Below are 18759 nucleotides of genomic sequence, written 5' to 3'. Positions count from 1 at the left end.
GACCACCCAAGGGTGGTCCGGGCACAGAATTTCAGTCTTCGACTTTGCGGGCTTCCTCGACCAAGTCGGCAAGCTGCGCCTTTTCGACGAAGCCCGGGACCAGCGCATCCCCGATCACGAAAGACGGCGTGCCGTTAAAGCCCAGAGCTTGGGTCAGTTGCATGGAGGTCGCAATGTGCTCTTCGACCTCGGGGGCCTCCATGTCCTTGCGCAACTGCGCGATATCCAGGCCGATCTCCTCGGCCACGCGCAGCACGGAGGCCTCTTCCGCGCGGCCTTCCAGCCCCATCATTGCCCAGTGAAACTCTTCGTATTTGTCCTGCTTGCGCGCTGCCAAGGCCGCTTTCGCGGCAAACACCGATCCGTCTCCGAGAATGGGCCATTCACGATAGACGAGGCGAATGTTGGGATCGTCTTCGATCAAAGCCCGCACCTCGGGTTTGACCCGCCGACAATAGGGACAGTTGTAGTCGAAAAATTCCACAACAGTGACGTCCCCTTCCAGGTTGCCGAGAACCGGCGCATTCGGATCGTTCTCGATCAGATCGCGCTGGTCATTCAGAACTTGGGCCTGACTGAGCTCCTGCGCTTGCGCCTGCCTTTGTTCGAGGATCGCCACGGCCTCCATGACAATCTCCGGGTTCTCGCGGATTGCCTCGAGCACAAGTTCCTTGACCCGGGACTCTGACAGTTCGTCCGCGAGTGCCGGTATCGGAAGCAAGGCAGCTATCGCGACCGTCGTGAAGGCTTGTCTGAAACGCATTTTAGTTCTCTCCCCGTTGTTCGTCGGCTTCTGTCCGCGCGGCCTGGACTTCGCGGATGCGGTCTGGCCAGGTGGACCGGATGAAGGCCAGGATGTTGTGAATTTGCTGGTCGGTCAGCACGTCTGCGAAACCGGGCATGCCACTGTCGAATTCGACGCCCTGACGCGCCAGAAGCGCCGCACCCCCCAGTTTTGTGTAATCGAAGAGCAGGCTGTCAGGATGATGCCAGGTGTGACCCGTCTCATCATGTGGTGGTGCTGGCAGGCGCCCATCCGCGCCGGGCGTTCGCCATTCCGGCTGGCCTTCCAGACCCGCGCCATGACAAGACGCACAGTTTTCTGCGTAGAGCAACGCGCCTTCTTCGATGTCGTAGCTCTCCGCCCTGGACGCGCTGCCGACATCCGAGGATGCACTGGTCGAGAGCCAATACGTGAAGGCGGCTGCTGCGACAGTGATCGGAAGGGACCAAACGAGATATCTCATGTGACCCGTATCCAGGTTGTCATGCCAGATGCGGCGTGGCTGAGCATGTGGCAATGGAACAGCCACTTGCCGGGATTGTCTGCCGTAAAGGCGATCTCCCGGGACTCGTTGCCGGCCAACAGGATCGTGTCCCGCATCGGCCCGAACGCGCCGTCGGGGCGCAGCTCGCGGAAATGCATCCCGTGCAGGTGCATCGCATGTGGGAAAACGGTCTGGTTCTCGATCTTCAGGCGCACCGGCTCGTTCAGGGATAGATCGGCCAGTGGCGTGTAGGTCATTTCGGCGACATCATTCAGGGCCCAGAATTTGCCCGCTTGGGCAAGCTGACGGAATCCAAGACGTTCCCCGCCAAGCAATGCGGACTGCATTCGCCCCATTGCCCCGCCGGACATGACCAGTCGCAAATCACGCGCATCGGCAAGGTCCGGGGCGTGTGCCGCGGGGTTCGGCGGCAACGGCAGTGGCTTGCCTCTTGGTACTGAACTGGCTGTGCCGTTGACCAGAAAACTCACCAACGGGGTCAGTTGATCATCATCGCCGATGCGAAGCAATTGGGCGGTGCCGCCTTCGCCTTCGGTCACATCCACAATTAAGTCGACGCGCTGTGCCGGGCCGAGGATCAACTCGCCGTCAACCGACTGGGGTTGGCCGGTTGGCATTCCATCCACGGCCACCGTCCAGCCACTGAATCCAGAGAGCCTCAGCGGGAAAATTCGAGCGCTTGCTGCGTTGATGATCCGCAAGCGAATGCGTTCGTTGCGCTTCGCGGGCAAGGTCAGGTCATAGCGCCCATTGGTCGTGATAAAGTTGCCGATGCGTCCACCGTGGCTCATCATCATAGGCTGTTCGAAATTGTCGAACAGCTGCCCGCTCTCAGGGTCGAGCAACCAGTCCTCCAGAACGATGACTTCCTCGCGGTCTATGTCCGGTCCATCGACCTCTTCGACGATCAAGGCACCGCGCAAACCACGCGCGACTTGCTCGTATGAGCGATTATGCGCGTGATACCAATAGGTGCCCGCGTCCGGTACGACGAAGTCGTAGTCAAAGGTTTCACCTGGTGCCACGGCTTTCTGGGTCAGTCCTGAAACGCCATCCATCGCGTTATCGATCCGGATTCCGTGCCAGTGAACCGAACTGGGATCGGGTACCTCGTTGCGGAACCTGCGACGCACCCGATCGCCTTGTGCAACCCGGATTTCCGGGGCCGGAACAAGACCGTCATAGCCCCAGATCTCTGTTTCCGGGTAGGTGTCCGGAAGAAGTTGTCGACGCGCAACCTTGGTAACCACGTCCTCGAACGGGGTTGCGGCATAAGCCGACCGCGGGATGGCGGCCGCACAGGCCGCCAGAGTTGCATTGCGCAAGAAATCCCTACGTGTTTGTTTCATTTCGATCCTCGAGAAAGCGGGGGCGTGTCGCCCCCGCGTGATGTTAGTTCGAAGCGGAGTTCTCCGCCTCGACCGTGTCCTTGTTCAGTAGGAAAAGCGCCATCGCTTCGCGATCGGCAGGTGTCAGAAACCGAGTTCCGTCGCGAACGACTTCCGCCATGCTGCCGCCGAACGCATCGCCCGAAGGGGTGATGCCGGTCTGGAGCGCATAAGCGAGGTTTGAAACCGTCCAGTCATTTTTGGCCAGGTCTTTTGGCCGTATCGCGGGTGCCTTGCTGCCACCGGGAAGCTGGGCGTTGCCTGCAAAGGAAGCACCGATATCGCGGCCTCCCGCAAGATTGCGCGGCGTATGGCAGGCTCCGCAATGTGCCGCACCGCGCACCAATTCCCGTCCGCGATTCCATGAGTCGCTTCGCCCTTCAACCGGTTCGGTATCCGGATCGTAGAAGAACGCCGCTCGCCAGAGCTTCAGCCCCCATCGTTGGTCGAATGGGAAGCTGACATCGTTTTCTGGTGCAGGCTTGTCCACGGGCTGCACGGTTTGAAACGCCGCCCAGAGGTCAGCGATATCCTGGTCAGAAAAATCCGCATAGAACGTATATGGGAAAGACGGATAGTAGGGCGTTCCATCGGGGCCGATACCCTGCCGCACGGCTTTTGCGAACTGTTCTGCCGTCCATTCGCCCATGCCATGTTCGGGGTCTGTCGTCAGGTTGGGCGGATAGAACGTTCCGAACGGGGTTTCGAGCGGCGCCCCTCCGGCAAGTGGCGCGCCGCCCGCTTCGAAATTGGTATGACAGGCAATGCACCCACTGGCGCGCGCCAGATACGCGCCCCGGTCGACATTGCCCGCTGATGCGATCGGCGCCACCGCACTGCCGACAGGCCATGCAATCACCGCGCCGAGGCCGGCCGCGCCCAGCACGGCGACCCCGCTGACCAGTGTCAAAAACCGTCGCATGGTCAGTCTTCTTCCGCCCGGAAGCGTTCATGGCACGCGGAACAGACCTGGGTCGTCATCGCGAATGCCGCGTCGGCGGGCATTTCGGCAATGGCGGCAGCATCCATCATGCCGCCTCCGCCCATCATCGTGCTCCCGCCCATCATGGACCCACCGCCCATCATCGAGGTGCCACCCATGGAGGTATTGCCGCCCATGCCGCCCAATCCATTGTCGGCTGCGCGTTCCAGGCCTTCGGAATATTCTTCCAGCTGACTCGCCAATGCTGCGAAGCGGTCCCAGTCGGTCCACACCTCGTCTTTGGCTTCCGAGGGCATGCCCCCTGTGCCCTCAGGGAACAGGTTCGTCATGCTCTCACCGGCGTGCTGCTGGAACAGGCGCGCGGCATCGCGCACTGTTTCTGCGTCATAGGCCGTTTCGCCCCTCATCATCGGGGCCACGGTCTTGACCGCCTTCCCCATTGCAAGCATGGCGTCCATGCGCTCTTTCACGATGCCGGTGGCACCGCTATGCGCGAATGCCGTGACCGCAGTACCTGCAATCAACACTGCCGCTACGATAGTCGTCTTTTTCATGTCTTCGATCCTTCTTTGGGTCTGCTTTTCGAGCGATGTGAAATCAGACCCACCGTCGTGGCGGTGGAGGATCGCTGGCGGAGCGCAACTCGGTTCGTTGGGTCGCGACGTCTTGCATGACTGCCGTCAGAAACTGCGGCTCGTAAACCACGTTTGGCTGGAGAAACACCACCGGCGTGACAGAACAATCGAGTCCCGGATGACAGTGGCCAGAGGCCTCGTTCGTCGATGACCCTACATCTTCGTGAGCGTGAAATTCTTGCGCCAAGGACGCTTCACCATGAAAAGCTGGCGCCTCAGGCACTCCGAGAACCACTAGGAAAAGGCCGAAAACGGCCGACAGAATCCATCGGTTCGTCTTCGACCAACGCATCAGTTGATCCCGTTGGCCCGCTGCAATTCGCGGACATAGGCGGCCACCATCTTGACGTCTCCTTGGGTCAATCCCTCGATCTTAGGCATATTACCGAAATTCCAGTGATGTGCACGGACGCCGTTTTGAGCTGCCAGAACAAAAGCCATGTCCGAATGGTGGCTCGGTTCGTAGATCTTGTGCACGAGAGGCGGCGCAACACCGTTGCGACCGGCGGCATTTTCGCCGTGACACTCGGAACATTTTGCCTCAAATATGTTCTTCCCAAGCGCCGCCTGCTGCGAGAGTGCGTCAGGCAGCTGGACCTGGACGATCGGGCCGCCTTCAGCGATCTCACTTGTGTCGGGTGGCGTCATGGAGTGGCCAACCGCTGTATCTTCCGCTCCAACGAACTGCCAAACGGCAAAACCCCCGCCGATAACAAAAACGGCACCAATCAGCGCAGTCAATTTGTCCATGCCTGTATCTTCCGCCTTGCCCGTTGGGTCAGATGAGTTTGACTTGAGTGCCGACAGGTGCCCGCTCGTAGACTTCCTCGATCTGTGCGTTGAACAGGCCGATGCAGCCGTTTGACGACCGGCGGCCGATCTTGCGCGTATCCTGTGTCCCGTGAATACGGTAGTACTGCCACGACAGGTACAGTGCACGAGTACCCAATGGGTTGTCCGGATCACCCCCCTCGACACGAGCCGGCCATTCCGGATTGCGTTCCCGCATGGAGGGCGTTGGCGCCCAGCTGGGGTTTTTGCGTTTTTCCACCACTTCGGTGTAACCGCGTTTGGTGAGTTCGTCGGTCAGCGGAACGGACGTTGGGTAGATCCGCATTTCGCCATCTGATGTCCAATGCTGGAGCGCCTTCGTCACGGTATCGGAGATGATGATCCCCTTTCCGAGTGCGTCGAAGTGATCTTGCCAGTCATGAACTCGAAAAGAAGAGATGTTGCGGCGAATGGTTTCGGCTCGAACCACGCTTGGTGCAACCAAAGCGACAGCCGCATATCCCAATAGGCTTCGTCGATTAACCTTGTTGTTTCGCAAAATTGTCATGACACACTCCTAGCCTCGGATTTGTTGCATCTCTTTTACGGGAGACCCGGCATCAGGCAACCTGACAAGGCCGCGAGAAGTGTATCCATTTGTATCCTTGACCTTACCCTGCTGGAGGGCCGCAAATGACGCCGGGAACGAGACAATGGGGGTGTCATGGACCACCGGAACCACAGAAAAAAGCCGATCACGGACAGGCTCATGCATTACGGAATGATGGCGTGTTGCGTCGTCATGCTGCTGCCCATTGCGGGATTTTTTCTTGCCGGCGGCACATTGGCGGGCATGTGGGGCAATGCAGCGGCTTTTGCCCCGCTCCTGCTGTGCGTGGGGGCGCATCTCGTGATGCACAAATTCATGGGAAAATCGTGCCATTCCGACAAGGCAAAGGATACTATCGAGGAAACGACCGAGCCCATAACCTCCGCGATTCCAGTCGTGGTCCGCGACAGGCCGTGATGTGCGCGGGAAGGTACGCGTAGGCGCGTTGCTGTTGTCGGGTTTCATGCTTGGGGGATGTGCCGGAAGTCTTGAAGACTGCTCGGATCGCGGCGCTATCGTGTCCACGAAGCAAGCGTCAGACCTTCTGCCGGATGGGTGTCGAACCCTTTCATCTTCTGCGACTGGCGTTGCGCGAATTGTCTGTGCGGACGGTCGTCAGGGTTTTGCCACAGGTGGACTTTGACGCAATTTCCGCCGTCCTGGCGAAATCTGCGGAAAATATGGGAAGGAAGCAGGTATCTTGATCGATTGCCTTTTGATCCTGCGACGGGTTTTGCTTATTCCCTTCGTGCTCTTGGCCCTTGTCTCTGGAAGTGTCTCGGCAGCAACCTCTGCTGAATACCAAAGTGCGCCACTTACCGCGTATCTCTTCAGTGTACAGGACGGCGTTCCCGAGAACACACGGACTCTGTCAGCCGGGCTTCATCTTCAACTGAACGAAAACTGGAAGACCTATTGGCGGTCGGCGGGCGAGGTGGGAATACCGCCTTCGGTCGAATGGAGCGGTTCCGAAAACGTCGCAGATGTCGAATTCATGTGGCCCGCCCCAACGCGCTTCACCGCCTTCGGCATCGAAAATTTTGGTTATGCGGGTGACGTCGTCTTTCCGCTGCGCATAACGCTCAAAGATCCCGGCGCACCTGTGACTCTTTCCGCGCAGGTCAAACTGCTGGTGTGCTCCAATGTCTGTGTCCCGGAAGAGTTTGACCTGTCACTTCGCCTCGGACGGGGCAACGTCATCGACAGCACTTCGGCTGGGCTGATCGGTACGTTTTCCGAGCGCGTCCCCGAAGGGGCCAAGACGAGCGGCGTCAGCGAGGCAAATGCCTTCATCGACGAAGACCTCACGGAGTTGATCGTCAGCCTTCGCGTCGATGAACCACTCCAGTCGCCGGATGTGTTTCCCGAACTGGGTATGGGTGTTGCGCTTGGCAAACCCGATATCCGTTTGGGAGAAGAGGATCGTTTGCTTTGGGCGCGCTTGCCGATCCTCTCGTCGAATACGGATGTGACAGTGGCTCCGTCGATTACCGTCACCGACGGCGAGAACCGGGCGTTTACCGTGATTGCGGATCGCGTGGCGCAAGGCATCGCGCCGCCTTTCGAACTGGCCGCCACGACACCGGACATGATGGAACTGCTTTGGATTGCCGCGATCGCGCTGCTGGGTGGATTGATCCTGAATGTGATGCCCTGCGTGCTGCCGGTGCTGTCCATCAAGGTGTCGTCTGTGCTCAAACACACCGATCACGACACAACCCGTGTCCGGTTCGGTTTCGTCGCTGCCAGCGCCGGCATCATGACGTTCATGTGGGGTCTGGCGCTCGTCCTCTGGGCGCTCCAGACGGCAGGCCTCAGCGTCGGGTGGGGTTTGCAGTTTCAAAGCCCGCTGTTTCTTGCGGCGATGATCGCTGTCCTGCTCGTCTTTTCGGCAAATCTGTTCGCAGCGTTCGAGTTCGCCCTTCCACACGGCATGCAGACGCGGCTTGCAGGGGCCGGAGGACGCAACGGGTATTCCGCCGACTTTTTCACTGGCATGTTCGGTGCCGTCATGGCGACGCCTTGTTCGGCACCGTTCCTCGGCACCGCGGTGGCCTTTGCTTTGGCCGGGCGTGGCGTGGACATCCTCATCGTCTTTACGAGCCTCGGGCTCGGCCTCGCCCTGCCCTATCTCGTCATCGCCGCGTTCCCGCGTCTGGTCGCATTCATGCCCAAGCCTGGTCGATGGATGCTGATCATCAAAAGCGTCATGGGGGTTTTGTTGCTTGCAACCGCCGTGTGGCTGTTCTGGGTGCTCGACGGTGTCGCCGGGCTTGCGTCTGTCATCGCGGTCGCGGCGTTGTCCGGTCTCGCCGTTCTGATCTTGTCCCTCCCGAATGTGCAGTCCCAATTCAGGTGGTCTATTGCCACAGCCAGCCTTGTCCTGGCTCTTGCCGCAGGTCCTGTCCTGCAGCAATCAGCGCCGGCCCGTTCAGAGTCGCAATCGGCATTGGCTTGGATCGCATTTGATCGTTCGGACATAGCGAAACGCGTGTCCGCAGGAGAGGTCGTCTTTGTCGATGTGACCGCTGACTGGTGCCTGACGTGCAAAGCGAACAAGACACTTGTCATCGACCGTGATCCGGTCCGCAGTGCGCTGGACACGCCGGGCGTCACGCCGATGCAGGCAGATTGGACACGCCCGGACGCGCGCATTTCCCGTTACCTTGAGAGTTTCGGCAGATATGGCATCCCCTTCAATGCCGTCTATGGACCGTCGGCACCAAACGGCATTGTGCTGTCCGAATTGCTGACGACCGAGGACGTGATGAACGCCTTGGCGCAAGCCAGGGGTCGGGATATTTCCGCAAAGGTTGCCGGACAGGAGTGACCTGCCCGGGCGGGACACCGACCAGTAGTCAGCCGCCGAGCCGCTCAAGCGCGGCACGGACCGCCGCACGCCGAGGATCACTGGCAGGCTGCTGTTCCAACAGCGCTTCAGCCTTACGGTAGGCGGCGATGGCGCGATCGGGCTCCTGAAGGACGGTATAGGCGTTTGCCAGCCGCATCCAACCATCCAGATCGTCCGGATCATCCTCAAGACGCTCGGCCAGCCGCGAGACCATCGACCGGATGAACTCCGCGCGGTCCGCGTCATTCATCTCCGACGCCGCCGCAACATCTGCCGCACTCGGGCCGGGTTGTGATGTCGGCCCGCTGGGTAGATCGACGACCGGGAGGTCAGCTGCCGCTGCAATCCGGTTGATCTGCAAAACGTATGTTTCCATCCAGGGCACGAACGTCTTTTCCTGGTTCAGCCGGGAAACGAGCAGATCGTAGGCCTTACGCGTCTCTTCTTTTTGAAGATGGTAGAGAGACTCGAAATAGGTTGCCGCAGGATTGGATGGGTCAAGTTCCAAAGCGCGATCAATGGCCAATTTCGCCCGTGGAATAACAACGCCATCATTGGCAACCGCGACAGCCTCCGCCAGCATGGAGAATGTCGCGGAGGTGGCATCCTCCCGTTTGGCGACAACTTCGAATGCTTCGACAGCATCAACTGTTCTGCCCATGCGCTGATAGGTCTGGCCCAACAGCATCCACCCTTCGCTGGGGCCGCCGGTCGGATCGGATACAAGCCTTTCGCGAAGTTGTATTGCCAGCGCCGTCACTTCATCAGTCTGTGCGCGCTCCTCTGCACGGGCAGCGAAGGCCATTGAAGGCACCTCCGGCGATCCCATTGTCAGATAGTAGCCCGCGGCAATAACCGGCGCGAGGACCGCCGCGACAACAAGAGTGCCTCTGCCACCACTACGGGACGATCCGGCTTTTGCTTCCAAATTGCGGGTCGTCGCGAGGATCCGTTTCTTGATCTCGAGTCTGGCTGCTTGAGCTTCTTGTTCAGAAATCAAACCGCGGTCCATGTCTCGTTCGATTTCCTGCATCTGATCGGCGAGGATGGCCGGTACCGCATCTCCTCTGGTGAGAGTGTTCGATTTGGACAGCAGCAGCGGGTAGAGGACTATTCCGATCGCGACCAGCGTCAGAAGACCGAAAATACCCCAGATCATGACGCATCCCCCGCTTCGTTTTGTCTGAGAATTTCGGACACGGTGTTCTCATCCTCCGAGCCCAAGTCTTCAAATGCCTCTTGCTTTCGCCGACTCATCAGTAGCCCGCCACCAACGAAAACCCCGATCAGAACGAAAGCGATCGGAGCGAACCAAAGCGCGTAGGTCGCAGGCTCCAGAGGCGGTTTCAGCAGCACGTAATCCCCGTACCGCGCCCGTATGTATTCGATCACCTCGGTGTCACTGTCTCCGGCGACCAAGCGCTCGCGTACGAGCAGACGCAAGTCCCGCGCCACACCCGCGTTCGAGCTGTCGATGTCCTGATTTTGACAGACGACACATCGCAGATCCTTGGAAATCTCCCGCGCACGCTGTTCCAATACCGGGGCGGTCAGCATTTCGTCCGGTTCCACCGCATTGGCGGCAATGGGAAGGAGCCCGATGCAAAACGCGAAAATCAACTGTCTCATGATGCTGCTCCATTTGGCAGTGCGCCTGCCTGCTTCAGGGCTTGCGTGAACCGTTCGACGGCGTCCGGACCCACGACCGGCCCGACATAGCGAAACAAAACGGTGCCATCGCTATCGACGATGAAGGTTTCCGGCACGCCCGACAGGCCCCATTCGATCCCGGTCCGGCCCGACAGGTCGGACCCGATCCGCTCGTAGGGATTGCCGAGGTCATTGAGCCACTTCACGGCATCCTCAGGTTTGTCTTTGTAGTTTATTCCGAACAACCGCATGCCGTCTCGTTCGACAAATCTTGTCAACACGGCATGTTCCGCGCGGCAGGGCACGCACCAGGACGCAAAGACATTGACCACGACCGGTCGTTCGTTGCCGACAAGATCGCTTCGGGCCAGGCCGGGTGTCTCCAACCCCGGCACGGGATCGAGGTCGAACGCCGGGGCCGGTTGCGAGATCAGGACGGAAGGGATCTCGTTGGGATCCCGGTCGGGATTGAGCCCCCAGAGAAAAAACCCCCCGAATATGACCGCCGCAATAAACGGCAGCCCGGCAATGAGACGTTTCATCTTCTCTCCTACTCGGCAGGAACGGCATCGGTGGCTGGCTGTTTGGCACGGCGCGGCGCCCCGACCCTCAAACGGCGATCCGACAAGGACAAACAGCCACCGATCACCAGCAGGATCGAGCCGATCCAGATCAGGTTGACGAGCGGTTCATAGAGGATCCGAAGGGTCCATGCTCCGGCGTTGTTCACTTGATCGGAGGCTGGCGTTGCAATCGACGTATAGAGATCACCCGCCAATGTGGAGCGGATGGCCGACTCCGTCGTCTGGCTTTCCGCGACCGGGTAATACCGCCGTTCCGGGAAAAGTGTCGTGACCAATTCGCCATCCCGACGCACCACAAGGGTGCCGCGATCCGCGATGTAGTTCGGCCCTTGAACCTTTGCGGCCCCTTCGAAGGTGATGTCGAACCCGGCGATCGTGACTTCGGTCCCGGGGGCGGCAAAGACGATCTCCTCACTCTTCCATCCGGTCGAGCCGATCATCCCCATCATCAACACAGCGACGCCGGCATGGGCAAGCGTCATACCGTGAGAGGCGCGTGGCAGGTTGCGCACGCGTCTCGCGCTCTCTGCAAGGGAAACCTCGAACAGACGGATGCGTAGCGCCCATTCCCGCAGGGTCGCAAAAAGCAGCCACGCTGCGCCGAGGATGGCAAGATAGGCCATGATCGGCCCGCCATACAGAAGATACCACGCGGCCAAGGCGGCGACGACCGCCAGCACGGCCACGAACCGAATGCGATCGAGCAAACCGGCGAAATCAGCCCGCTTCCACGACAGGAATGGACCAAGACCCATGAACACGACCAGCGCCAGCATCATCGGAATGAAGGCCGCGTTGAAGAAAGGTGGACCCACCGAGATCTTGTCCCCCGTGACAGCCTCGAGGATCAGCGGATAAAGCGTCCCGAACAGGACCGTTCCCGTAGCGGCGGCCAGAATGAGGTTGTTCACGAGCAGCCCGGCTTCGCGGCTGATCGGGCGAAACAGACCGCCCGGCTCCATTTCGGGTGCCCGCCAGGCGTAGAGCGCCAGCGACCCACCGATGGACACGGCCAGCAGACCCAGAATGTAAAGCCCGCGCTCCGGATCGACGGCGAACGCGTGTACCGATGTAAGCAGGCCTGACCGGACAATGAACGTCCCGAGAAGTGAAAGCGAGAAAGTCAGGATGGCAAGCAGGATAGTCCAGCTTTTGAACGCATCGCGCTTTTCCGTGACGATGGCCGAATGCAACAGCGCTGTGCCCAGAAGCCAAGGCATGAAGCTTACATTCTCGACCGGATCCCAGAACCACCAGCCGCCCCAGCCCAGTTCATAATAGGCCCACCAAGACCCGAGGGCGATACCCGCCGTCAGGCTGATCCAGGCGGCCAATGTCCATGGCCGGACCCATCTGGCCCAGGCCGGATCGACGCGACCCTCTATAAGAGCCGCAACGGCGAAGGAAAACACGATGGAGAAGCCGACATACCCGAAATACAAGAGCGGCGGGTGCATGGCGAGACCCATGTCCTGAAGCAACGGGTTCAGGTCATTGCCGTCGAGCGGCGGCGGAAACACCCGCTCGAAGGGGTTCGACGTCAGCAGCAGGAAGGACAGGAAGCCGACACTGATCCACGCCTGCACCGACAGGGTGCGCGCCTTGGTCTCGGCGGGGATGTTCGATCCGAACCAGGCGACGCCCGCGCCGAACACCGCGAGTATCAGGATCCAGAGCAGCAGCGAACCCTCATGGCTGCCCCAGGTCCCGGCCACCTTGTAGAGCATCGGCTTGAGCGAATGGGAATTCTCGACGACGTTCCTGACGGTGAAGTCGCTGACGATGAAGGCCTGCATCAGCGCTGCGAAGGCTATGGCCACAAACAGCACTTGTCCTATTGCCGTCGCCTGGGCGGATTTCATCCAGACGGCGTTTCCACGCGACGCACCTGCAATCGGCAGAACGCTTTGAACAAGCGCAAGCGCAAGCGCGAGGGCCAGTGCAAAGTGACCAATTTCCGGGACCATGGCGTTCTTTCCGATCTAAAGTTAGTGACGTCGCGTGGGACGGTGTTCAAATTCGTGATGTGGACTACTCGTCCAGTGTTGCTTTCAGGCGACGAAACTCTTCTTCGTCGATTTCCCCATTCGCAAAGCGACGCCTCAGCGTTTCCCGCGCGTCCGATTCCGGCGGGGGAGTGCCATTGTCCCGCAGCCTGAGCACCAGAAACACGATCAATGCGATCACGGCGCCCCAGAAGGCGAGCATCATGAAGCCGCCCATAAAGCCATAGCCACTGCCCCACATGTGCCCCGTCCAGGAGCCTGGTCCATCAGCCTGCGCCATGCTGGCGGGCAAGCTGGCCAGCAACGTTGGAATGAGCGTTTTCAGTTTCATCTGTTTCTCCTTCGATTAGTTCGCTTTCATCCAGTGGGATGGTGACAACAGCGCGCAAACCCGCGCTGTTCTGGTTGACCAGCTGGATATCGCCGCCATGGGATTGGACGATTGTCCTCGCGATCGAGAGCCCAAGCCCATAACCGCCCGTTTCCAGAGACCTCGATTGCTCGAGGCGATAGAAGGGATCGAAGACCTTTTCCAACTGGTCGACGGGAATGCCGGGCCCATTGTCATCGATGTTGAGTACGAGGTTCGAACCGTGGGTCGCCCAGCTGACTTTTGCGGCACCACCGTAGCGAACGGCGTTCTCAAGCAAGTTCCTCAGTGCCCTTCGGAACGCGTTGGGTCGAAGCCGCACGGCAACATCATCACTCGGGGCAAAGGTGCAGTGTGCCGCCATATCGCTGCACAAGCTGTCCAGAAAATTGCGCAGATCGACCACTTCGGCACCCTCGGATCCGGTAAGGCCGCGTGCAAAGGTGAGCGTCGCTTCGACCATACTCTGCATCTCTTCGACCGATGCGATGAGGCTGTCCCGCGTCTCTTCTTCGTCAACCAGCTCCGCGCGGACACGCATGGCGGTCAACGGCGAGCGCAGATCGTGACCAAGGGCTGCGAGCATCCGTGTCCTATCACTGACAAACCGGGTCAGCCGTCGCTGCATGCGGTTGAAGGCGACGGTCAGATCCCTGACCTCGGTCGGCCCTGTGACCGCCAATTCGCCCACATCTTCGCCCCGGCCAAGATGGTCCGCGGCCTTGGAGAGGTGCCGCAAAGGACGCGTCAGGCGCGTCATGACAAACCAGAAGATCGCCACCAGAAGCAGTCCGGCGGAAATTCCAAAGGTCAGCATCGAATAGAAAGGCCATTGGATTGGCGGACGCTCGAACCGCGTTCCGACATTCAGCCAACGCGCCCCCTTGATCGCGATCGACAGGTTCATTTCAACCGCTGTCAACTCTCCGCGCATCATCGCTAGATGCATTTCCGTCATCTCGTCCGAGAGATTGGGAAGAGGCCGCAACTCGCCCTCGATCTCGTGCAATTCAACGCGAATGTCCCGGCTGTAGCTGTCGTCCATCAGGGCGCGTATTCGCGCTTCCACGATGCCGCCGTCCGAGTGACCGGTGTGATCCACGATCGGAGCGTCCGACAGATCGAACCGGATCAGAGGCGAATTTGCCGCGCGAAGGATCGAGTCCTGCAGATCCAACGGAGCCTCCTCGATCAACCGCGCGACATTTGCTGCGCGACCCGCGGCCTCGAACCCCAATGCGGCACGAATCGCAAGGCTGCGCTCGTCAGCGAACAGGAACAGGCTGATCGCCTGGGCCACGACAAGTGCCGCGACCACAAGCAGGATCAACTGGCCGCTCAGAGACCTCATCGCACGGCGCATCACGGCGCATCCTCGACATCGGCAGCCAGACAGTATCCGCCGTTCCGCACCGTTTTGATGACACTGGGCCTAAGTACATCCGGCTCGATTTTGCGGCGGAGGCGGCTGATCTGATTGTCGATGGTGCGATCCATCGGGCCTGCCGTCCGACCAGCGGTCAGGTCAAGCAACTGGTCACGGCTGAGCACCATCCTCGCACGTTCCAGCAGGACCGCCAGCAATTTGAACTCGGAGGTCGTCAATGGCGTCTCGGTGGTGGACTGGTCAATCAGCACCTGCCGGTCGGTATCCAGTATCCAATGCGCAAAAGAGACTTTCCTCCCCGCGAGCCTTCCGGCCACGGGTTCGTCACGGTTGCTTCGCCGAAGAACCGACTTGATGCGGGCGAGCAGTTCTCGTGGATTGAACGGCTTGGCGAGATAATCGTCCGCACCGATTTCCAGCCCCACGATCCGATCCGTTTCCTCACCAAGCGCCGTCAGCATGATGATCGGAAGATCACCCTCTGGCGCAAGTCTGCGGCAAACCGACAAACCGTCCTCGCCCGGCATCATGACATCGAGCACGAGGAGGTCGAAGTGACCGGTGGCCAGTTTGGCATCCATCTCCACGGCATCCCTGGCGACGGTCGTGCGCATTCCGTTCTTCTCCAGAAAGCGCGCGACGCTTTCGCGTATCTGAGCGTGGTCGTCCACGATAAGGATATGAGGTTGCGGTCCCATGGCGTCCTTCCTAGATCATCGTTGCATCGTGTTTCATGGGCAGAATTGTAGCCGTTTGTATCAGGTCAGTCCCTTGCTACAGATGGATACAAATCTGTGCCTGCACCGTGTCGTGCTCCCGGGTAGCGTCGCGCGTATGTTATGTGACCTTTGGGATCGCAACCGATCAAAGGATGAGGTTTTCGAATATGGCTCTTGATTTGAACCGGCGCCGTTTCGTTCTGGGTGCTCATATGACGGTGCTGACCGTCACGGCGTCACCGCTTTTGGCGCAGAGCCGATCTGTCTGGTCGGCAGAGAATGCCTTTGACGCGCTTCTATCGGATACGGCGCGGATCATCGATGTCAGAACGCACGAAGAGTGGCAAGAAACCGGCGTAGGTGCTGGTGTATGGCCGATAAGCATGCACGCGTCCGGTTTTCCGGACCGCTTGTTCAGGGCGAAGGAACTGAGCGGTGATCGCACTGTTGGACTGATCTGCGCCACTGGCGGACGCTCCGCATCGCTGCTTCGAGCGTTAAGACAAGCTGGTTACTCGGGCTACGCCGATATCTCGGAAGGGATGTTGGGATCAGGCGAAGGGCCTGGCTGGATCGCATTGAACTTGCCGACCGTTCCGGTGGATGTCGCCCTGAACGGGTTGCCCCCCGCGTTGACCTGACCTGTGAAGAATCAATCGGTTCCGTTGTGCTAAAAGCCTGATGTATGGTCAAATTGACCTGTTTGAACAGGTAGACGGGTTTGGGTGTATGACCGAGTTGATGGCCATGTTTGTCGGAATATGCGCGGCGATCCTGATGGGAATTGTCCATCATTATGCGTTGTCGGGCATTCTGAAGTTTTCCCCGCAGCGGTCGGATGGCTCCGGCTTTCGGATCATCCTGACGTTTTCCGCGTTGCTGTTGCTGCACGTATTGGAACTTGTGACGCTCGCCGTGTTCAACACGATGGTGGTGGCAAGCGTTCTGCCGCAATCGTTCAGCAACAGCCCGCCGATGTTTCAGGATGTTCTCTATGTTACGGGCATCTCGTTCTCGACCCTTGGCTATTCGTCCATAGAGGTGGTCGGGCCCTTTCGACTGTTGCTGATGCTGCAATCGCTTTTGGGCTTCATGTTGCTGACCTGGTCAGCGACGTTTCTTTACTCAGCCTGTCAGCAAGTCTGGCAGAAGGCGAAAGATGACTGAAAATCGCCACGCGCGTCGGACATGAGCTTGGCGTCAGCGTCAAATACGTCCTGATATCGGTCCTTTGACCTCACCGTGGAACGGTTGAGTGAGCGCTGCGTTGCGCGCGTGGATGAATAGCCCTTGACCTTCCAGTTGCTGGAATCCCTAGGTACAAAGCCATGGCACAGATTTTCGAAAAGACAGGCGATCACGTATCGCACCATCGACACGGGGATATCTTGAAATCTCCCGTATGGGTTGGCGTGTTGCTTGTCGTTCTCACATTGCCGGCTCACCTTTTTTTGGATGAGCAAAGCTCGATAGCTCTTGCTTCGATCACGCTTGCTTTGATTGGCGGTGCCTATATCGGCTTTGGCGCTGCGGACGGCAGAGCGCGCGTGTTCTGGGCAGAGCTCGCGGTCGCCCTTTTGTTCGGCTTAGCAGCGTTCCTGGGGCTGATATGGCATTGGGCCTTCCTCCCCTTGGGCTTGGCCCTTCACGCCCTTTGGGACATGTCACACCACAATTCTTATCGTCTCGCCCGGATTCCGAACTGGTATATTCCATTCTGCGTGGCCTTTGACCTTTTGGCAGCGACGTTCTTCGTTCTGCTCTATGCCGTGTTTTGATCCATGATGATGCGCATCCTTCTTATGGCGGTGTTCCTGATGGGAGTCGTCGCATTGGCCTTCCCGGACGTCCTTGGCGTTGACATTCGCCTGCCGGATCGCGCGGAAATTGACCGCTGGATCGAGGCGGCAGGTCTTGCCGGACCAATTGTCATCGTGGCGCTCATGACAATCGCTATTGTCGCAAGCCCCCTGCCCTCGGCGCCAATCGCACTCGCCGCCGGAGCGGCTTATGGACACACGTACGGGACGCTCTTCGTCGTTCTAGGTGCGGAACTCGGTGCGCTTGCCGCCTTTGGTCTGGCCCGCGGCTTGGGTCGTCCCTTCGTTGAGCGTCATCTCGGTCAGAAGATTAACGCAGGCCTGTTCGGGTCCCAGAACACTCTGACCTTCCTGGTCTTCGGCAGTCGCCTGCTGCCGTTTCTGTCCTTCGATATGATCAGTTACGCCGCAGGTCTGAGCAAGCTGCATCTTTGGAGGTTCGCGCTGGCCACGATGGCCGGGATTATTCCAGCGAGTTTCTTGCTCGCTCACATGGGCAGCCAGGCGATGAACGGCGATGCCCGCACTGCCACATGGACCGCACTTGCGCTGGGTGGCTTTACCGGCCTGTCGGTTCTCTTCGCCGCGACGCGAAAGACCGGTACGAAACGGAAGGAGAGCTGATATGGCCAGTCATTCCCACGCCGGGCATATGCCGAGTTCCGGCAAGGCCCTTGTGATTTCGGCCTGGCTCACCGGCGTCTACTTCGTGATTGAACTGGCCGTCGGGCTCTGGACTGGCTCGATTGCCGTCCTGTCGGATGCGTTTCACACCCTGTCGGCGGTTGGCGGCGTTCTGGTGGCCATCATCGCGCAGCGCATTGCGCGCCGCCCGGCGGATTCGGCGCGGAGTTTCGGCTGGTACCGCGCCGAGATCATCGGGGCACTGGTGAATGGCGGCTTTCTTCTCGGTATGGCGCTTCTGGTGATCTGGATGGGCGCGATGCGGCTCGGGAATCCGATTCACCTGGCCACGGGTCCCATGCTCTGGGTCGCCTTCGGAGGCCTGGTCACCGAAGTGATCTCGCTGGGGCTGATGTGGCAATCGAGCAAGGACGATCTGAATGCCCGTGGTGCGCTCTGGCACATCATCCAGACCTTTGTCGGCAGCCTCCTGATCATCGTCACCGCTCTAGTGATCGAGTTCACCGGCTTTCTGGCGATTGACCCGATCCTCGGCATGGCGTTCGGGGTGGTTCTCCTCTGGGCCTCCGTCGGCGTCATCAAGGAAGCGGTCCACATCCTCATGGAAGGCACGCCAGAGGGAACGGATCTCGAGGCTGTGACGACGGACCTGCGCGGCCAGGACGGGGTTCTGGACGTTCACCATGTGCATGCCTGGACGCTGACCAGCGGCAAACACGCATTTTCTGCCCATATCCGCCATGGTGAGCCCGCAGAGGCCGCGGACCTGCTGAACCGGGCCTATCGGCGGCTGACGGAACAGCATGGGTTTCACATGGTCACGCTGCAGCTCGAAACAGAGTGTCTCGACGAGCGCCACGCGCGGGATCTTGATATAGTCCAGATAGCGGCTGCAAAGGCTGCGCAAGAAAAGACTGATGTGCGAGATGCGCATCCGCACCCAAGCCCTAACACAGAAGGGCCGTAGACTGTGATGGACATAATACTAGCCGCAGAGCCGGTGTCGCGTTGCCCTTAAATTCGGCACACGGCGCGTTGGGCAGCGTGTGTTGCCCTTAAATGTGGTCTTCAGACGCCAGCTCGTCGGAGTT

21 protein-coding genes are annotated in these 18759 nt (G+C 59.5%); 7 read left to right on the top strand and 14 right to left on the bottom strand.

Features of this window, described 5'->3' with window-relative positions; translation table 11 throughout:
* Positions 1-31: 31 nt before the first annotated feature.
* From GGR17_RS17345 to GGR17_RS17315, 7 genes are all read right to left on the bottom strand, one after another.
* Entirely contained in the window at positions 32-763 is a 732-nt protein-coding gene (locus GGR17_RS17345) for a DsbA family protein (RefSeq protein WP_009807488.1), read from the bottom strand.
* Between the two features lies 1 nt (position 764).
* Complete coding sequence (locus tag GGR17_RS17340) at positions 765-1247, bottom strand: c-type cytochrome (RefSeq protein ID WP_007803408.1); 483 nt, start codon at positions 1245-1247, stop codon at positions 765-767.
* A complete protein-coding gene (locus tag GGR17_RS17335) occupies positions 1244-2638 on the bottom strand; it encodes a multicopper oxidase family protein (RefSeq protein WP_038008397.1) in 1395 nt (464 codons plus the stop codon). The genes GGR17_RS17340 and GGR17_RS17335 overlap by 4 nt, the downstream gene beginning before the upstream one ends.
* Positions 2639-2681: 43 nt before the next feature.
* Positions 2682-3599: a c-type cytochrome gene (locus GGR17_RS17330; RefSeq protein WP_054540598.1), complete on the bottom strand. Its 918-nt coding sequence runs from the start codon at positions 3597-3599 to the stop codon at positions 2682-2684.
* 2 nt (positions 3600-3601) lie between these two features.
* Positions 3602-4174 (bottom strand): c-type cytochrome, encoded by a 573-nt coding sequence (locus GGR17_RS17325; RefSeq protein ID WP_054540597.1) that lies wholly within the window; start codon positions 4172-4174, stop codon positions 3602-3604.
* Positions 4175-4546: 372 nt separating this feature from the next.
* Positions 4547-5005: a c-type cytochrome gene (locus GGR17_RS17320; protein ID WP_054540596.1), complete on the bottom strand. Its 459-nt coding sequence runs from the start codon at positions 5003-5005 to the stop codon at positions 4547-4549.
* Between the two features lie 28 nt (positions 5006-5033).
* Complete coding sequence (locus tag GGR17_RS17315; protein ID WP_054540595.1) at positions 5034-5594, bottom strand: L,D-transpeptidase; 561 nt, start codon at positions 5592-5594, stop codon at positions 5034-5036.
* A 156-nt stretch (positions 5595-5750) separates the two neighbouring features.
* Here GGR17_RS17315 and GGR17_RS17310 point away from each other — a divergent pair, with 156 nt between their 5' ends.
* Together GGR17_RS17310 and GGR17_RS17305 are read left to right on the top strand one after the other, a co-directional pair.
* Positions 5751-6053, top strand: a complete 303-nt coding sequence (locus GGR17_RS17310; protein ID WP_054540594.1) for a DUF2933 domain-containing protein — start codon at positions 5751-5753, stop codon at positions 6051-6053.
* Between the two features lie 283 nt (positions 6054-6336).
* Positions 6337-8466 carry a protein-disulfide reductase DsbD family protein gene (locus GGR17_RS17305; RefSeq protein WP_054540593.1) on the top strand — a complete coding sequence of 710 codons (2130 nt, stop codon included), beginning with the start codon at positions 6337-6339 and terminating at the stop codon, positions 8464-8466.
* A gap of 28 nt (positions 8467-8494) precedes the next feature.
* On the opposite strand, the gene ccmI is transcribed toward GGR17_RS17305, so the two are convergent.
* The 7 genes from ccmI to GGR17_RS17270 all read right to left on the bottom strand — a co-directional run bounded on the left by ccmI (position 8495) and on the right by GGR17_RS17270 (position 15182).
* Complete coding sequence (gene ccmI, locus GGR17_RS17300) at positions 8495-9646, bottom strand: c-type cytochrome biogenesis protein CcmI (RefSeq protein WP_054540592.1); 1152 nt, start codon at positions 9644-9646, stop codon at positions 8495-8497.
* Positions 9643-10116 carry a cytochrome c-type biogenesis protein gene (locus GGR17_RS17295; protein WP_054540591.1) on the bottom strand — a complete coding sequence of 158 codons (474 nt, stop codon included), beginning with the start codon at positions 10114-10116 and terminating at the stop codon, positions 9643-9645. Before GGR17_RS17295 ends, ccmI begins: the two co-directional genes overlap by 4 nt.
* Positions 10113-10679 (bottom strand): DsbE family thiol:disulfide interchange protein, encoded by a 567-nt coding sequence (locus tag GGR17_RS17290; RefSeq protein WP_054540590.1) that lies wholly within the window; start codon positions 10677-10679, stop codon positions 10113-10115. Before GGR17_RS17290 ends, GGR17_RS17295 begins: the two co-directional genes overlap by 4 nt.
* A gap of 8 nt (positions 10680-10687) precedes the next feature.
* Entirely contained in the window at positions 10688-12688 is a 2001-nt protein-coding gene (locus GGR17_RS17285) for a heme lyase CcmF/NrfE family subunit (RefSeq protein ID WP_054540589.1), read from the bottom strand.
* Positions 12689-12752: 64 nt separating this feature from the next.
* Positions 12753-13058, bottom strand: coding sequence for an SHOCT domain-containing protein (locus tag GGR17_RS20400; protein WP_235974530.1), 306 nt, complete (start codon positions 13056-13058; stop codon positions 12753-12755).
* The gene (locus GGR17_RS17275) at positions 12994-14460 is read right to left on the bottom strand and encodes an ATP-binding protein (protein WP_054540588.1); all 1467 of its coding nucleotides are present in this window, start codon (positions 14458-14460) and stop codon (positions 12994-12996) included. The genes GGR17_RS20400 and GGR17_RS17275 overlap by 65 nt, the downstream gene beginning before the upstream one ends.
* On the bottom strand, positions 14460-15182 hold the full coding sequence (locus GGR17_RS17270) for a response regulator (RefSeq protein ID WP_054540587.1): 723 nt from the start codon (positions 15180-15182) through the stop codon (positions 14460-14462). Before GGR17_RS17270 ends, GGR17_RS17275 begins: the two co-directional genes overlap by 1 nt.
* A 188-nt stretch (positions 15183-15370) precedes the next feature.
* On the opposite strand from GGR17_RS17270, the gene GGR17_RS17265 reads away from it, so the two are divergent.
* The 5 genes from GGR17_RS17265 to GGR17_RS17245 all read left to right on the top strand — a co-directional run bounded on the left by GGR17_RS17265 (position 15371) and on the right by GGR17_RS17245 (position 18635).
* Complete coding sequence (locus tag GGR17_RS17265) at positions 15371-15844, top strand: rhodanese-like domain-containing protein (protein WP_054540586.1); 474 nt, start codon at positions 15371-15373, stop codon at positions 15842-15844.
* Positions 15845-15932: 88 nt separating this feature from the next.
* Positions 15933-16370 carry an ion channel gene (locus GGR17_RS17260; RefSeq protein WP_040104431.1) on the top strand — a complete coding sequence of 146 codons (438 nt, stop codon included), beginning with the start codon at positions 15933-15935 and terminating at the stop codon, positions 16368-16370.
* 161 nt (positions 16371-16531) lie between these two features.
* Positions 16532-16981: a DUF6010 family protein gene (locus GGR17_RS17255; RefSeq protein ID WP_054540584.1), complete on the top strand. Its 450-nt coding sequence runs from the start codon at positions 16532-16534 to the stop codon at positions 16979-16981.
* 3 nt (positions 16982-16984) lie between these two features.
* Complete coding sequence (locus GGR17_RS17250; RefSeq protein ID WP_008327266.1) at positions 16985-17647, top strand: TVP38/TMEM64 family protein; 663 nt, start codon at positions 16985-16987, stop codon at positions 17645-17647.
* Between the two features lies 1 nt (position 17648).
* Complete coding sequence (locus tag GGR17_RS17245; RefSeq protein ID WP_054540583.1) at positions 17649-18635, top strand: cation diffusion facilitator family transporter; 987 nt, start codon at positions 17649-17651, stop codon at positions 18633-18635.
* Positions 18636-18759: the final 124 nt, after the last annotated feature.

This window comes from Actibacterium naphthalenivorans (assembly GCF_014196965.1).
GTDB classification, from domain to species: domain Bacteria; phylum Pseudomonadota; class Alphaproteobacteria; order Rhodobacterales; family Rhodobacteraceae; genus Actibacterium_A; species Actibacterium_A naphthalenivorans.
The sequence above is the reverse complement of the archived record's forward strand: the minus strand, read 5'-3'. Positions and strand labels throughout refer to the sequence as shown.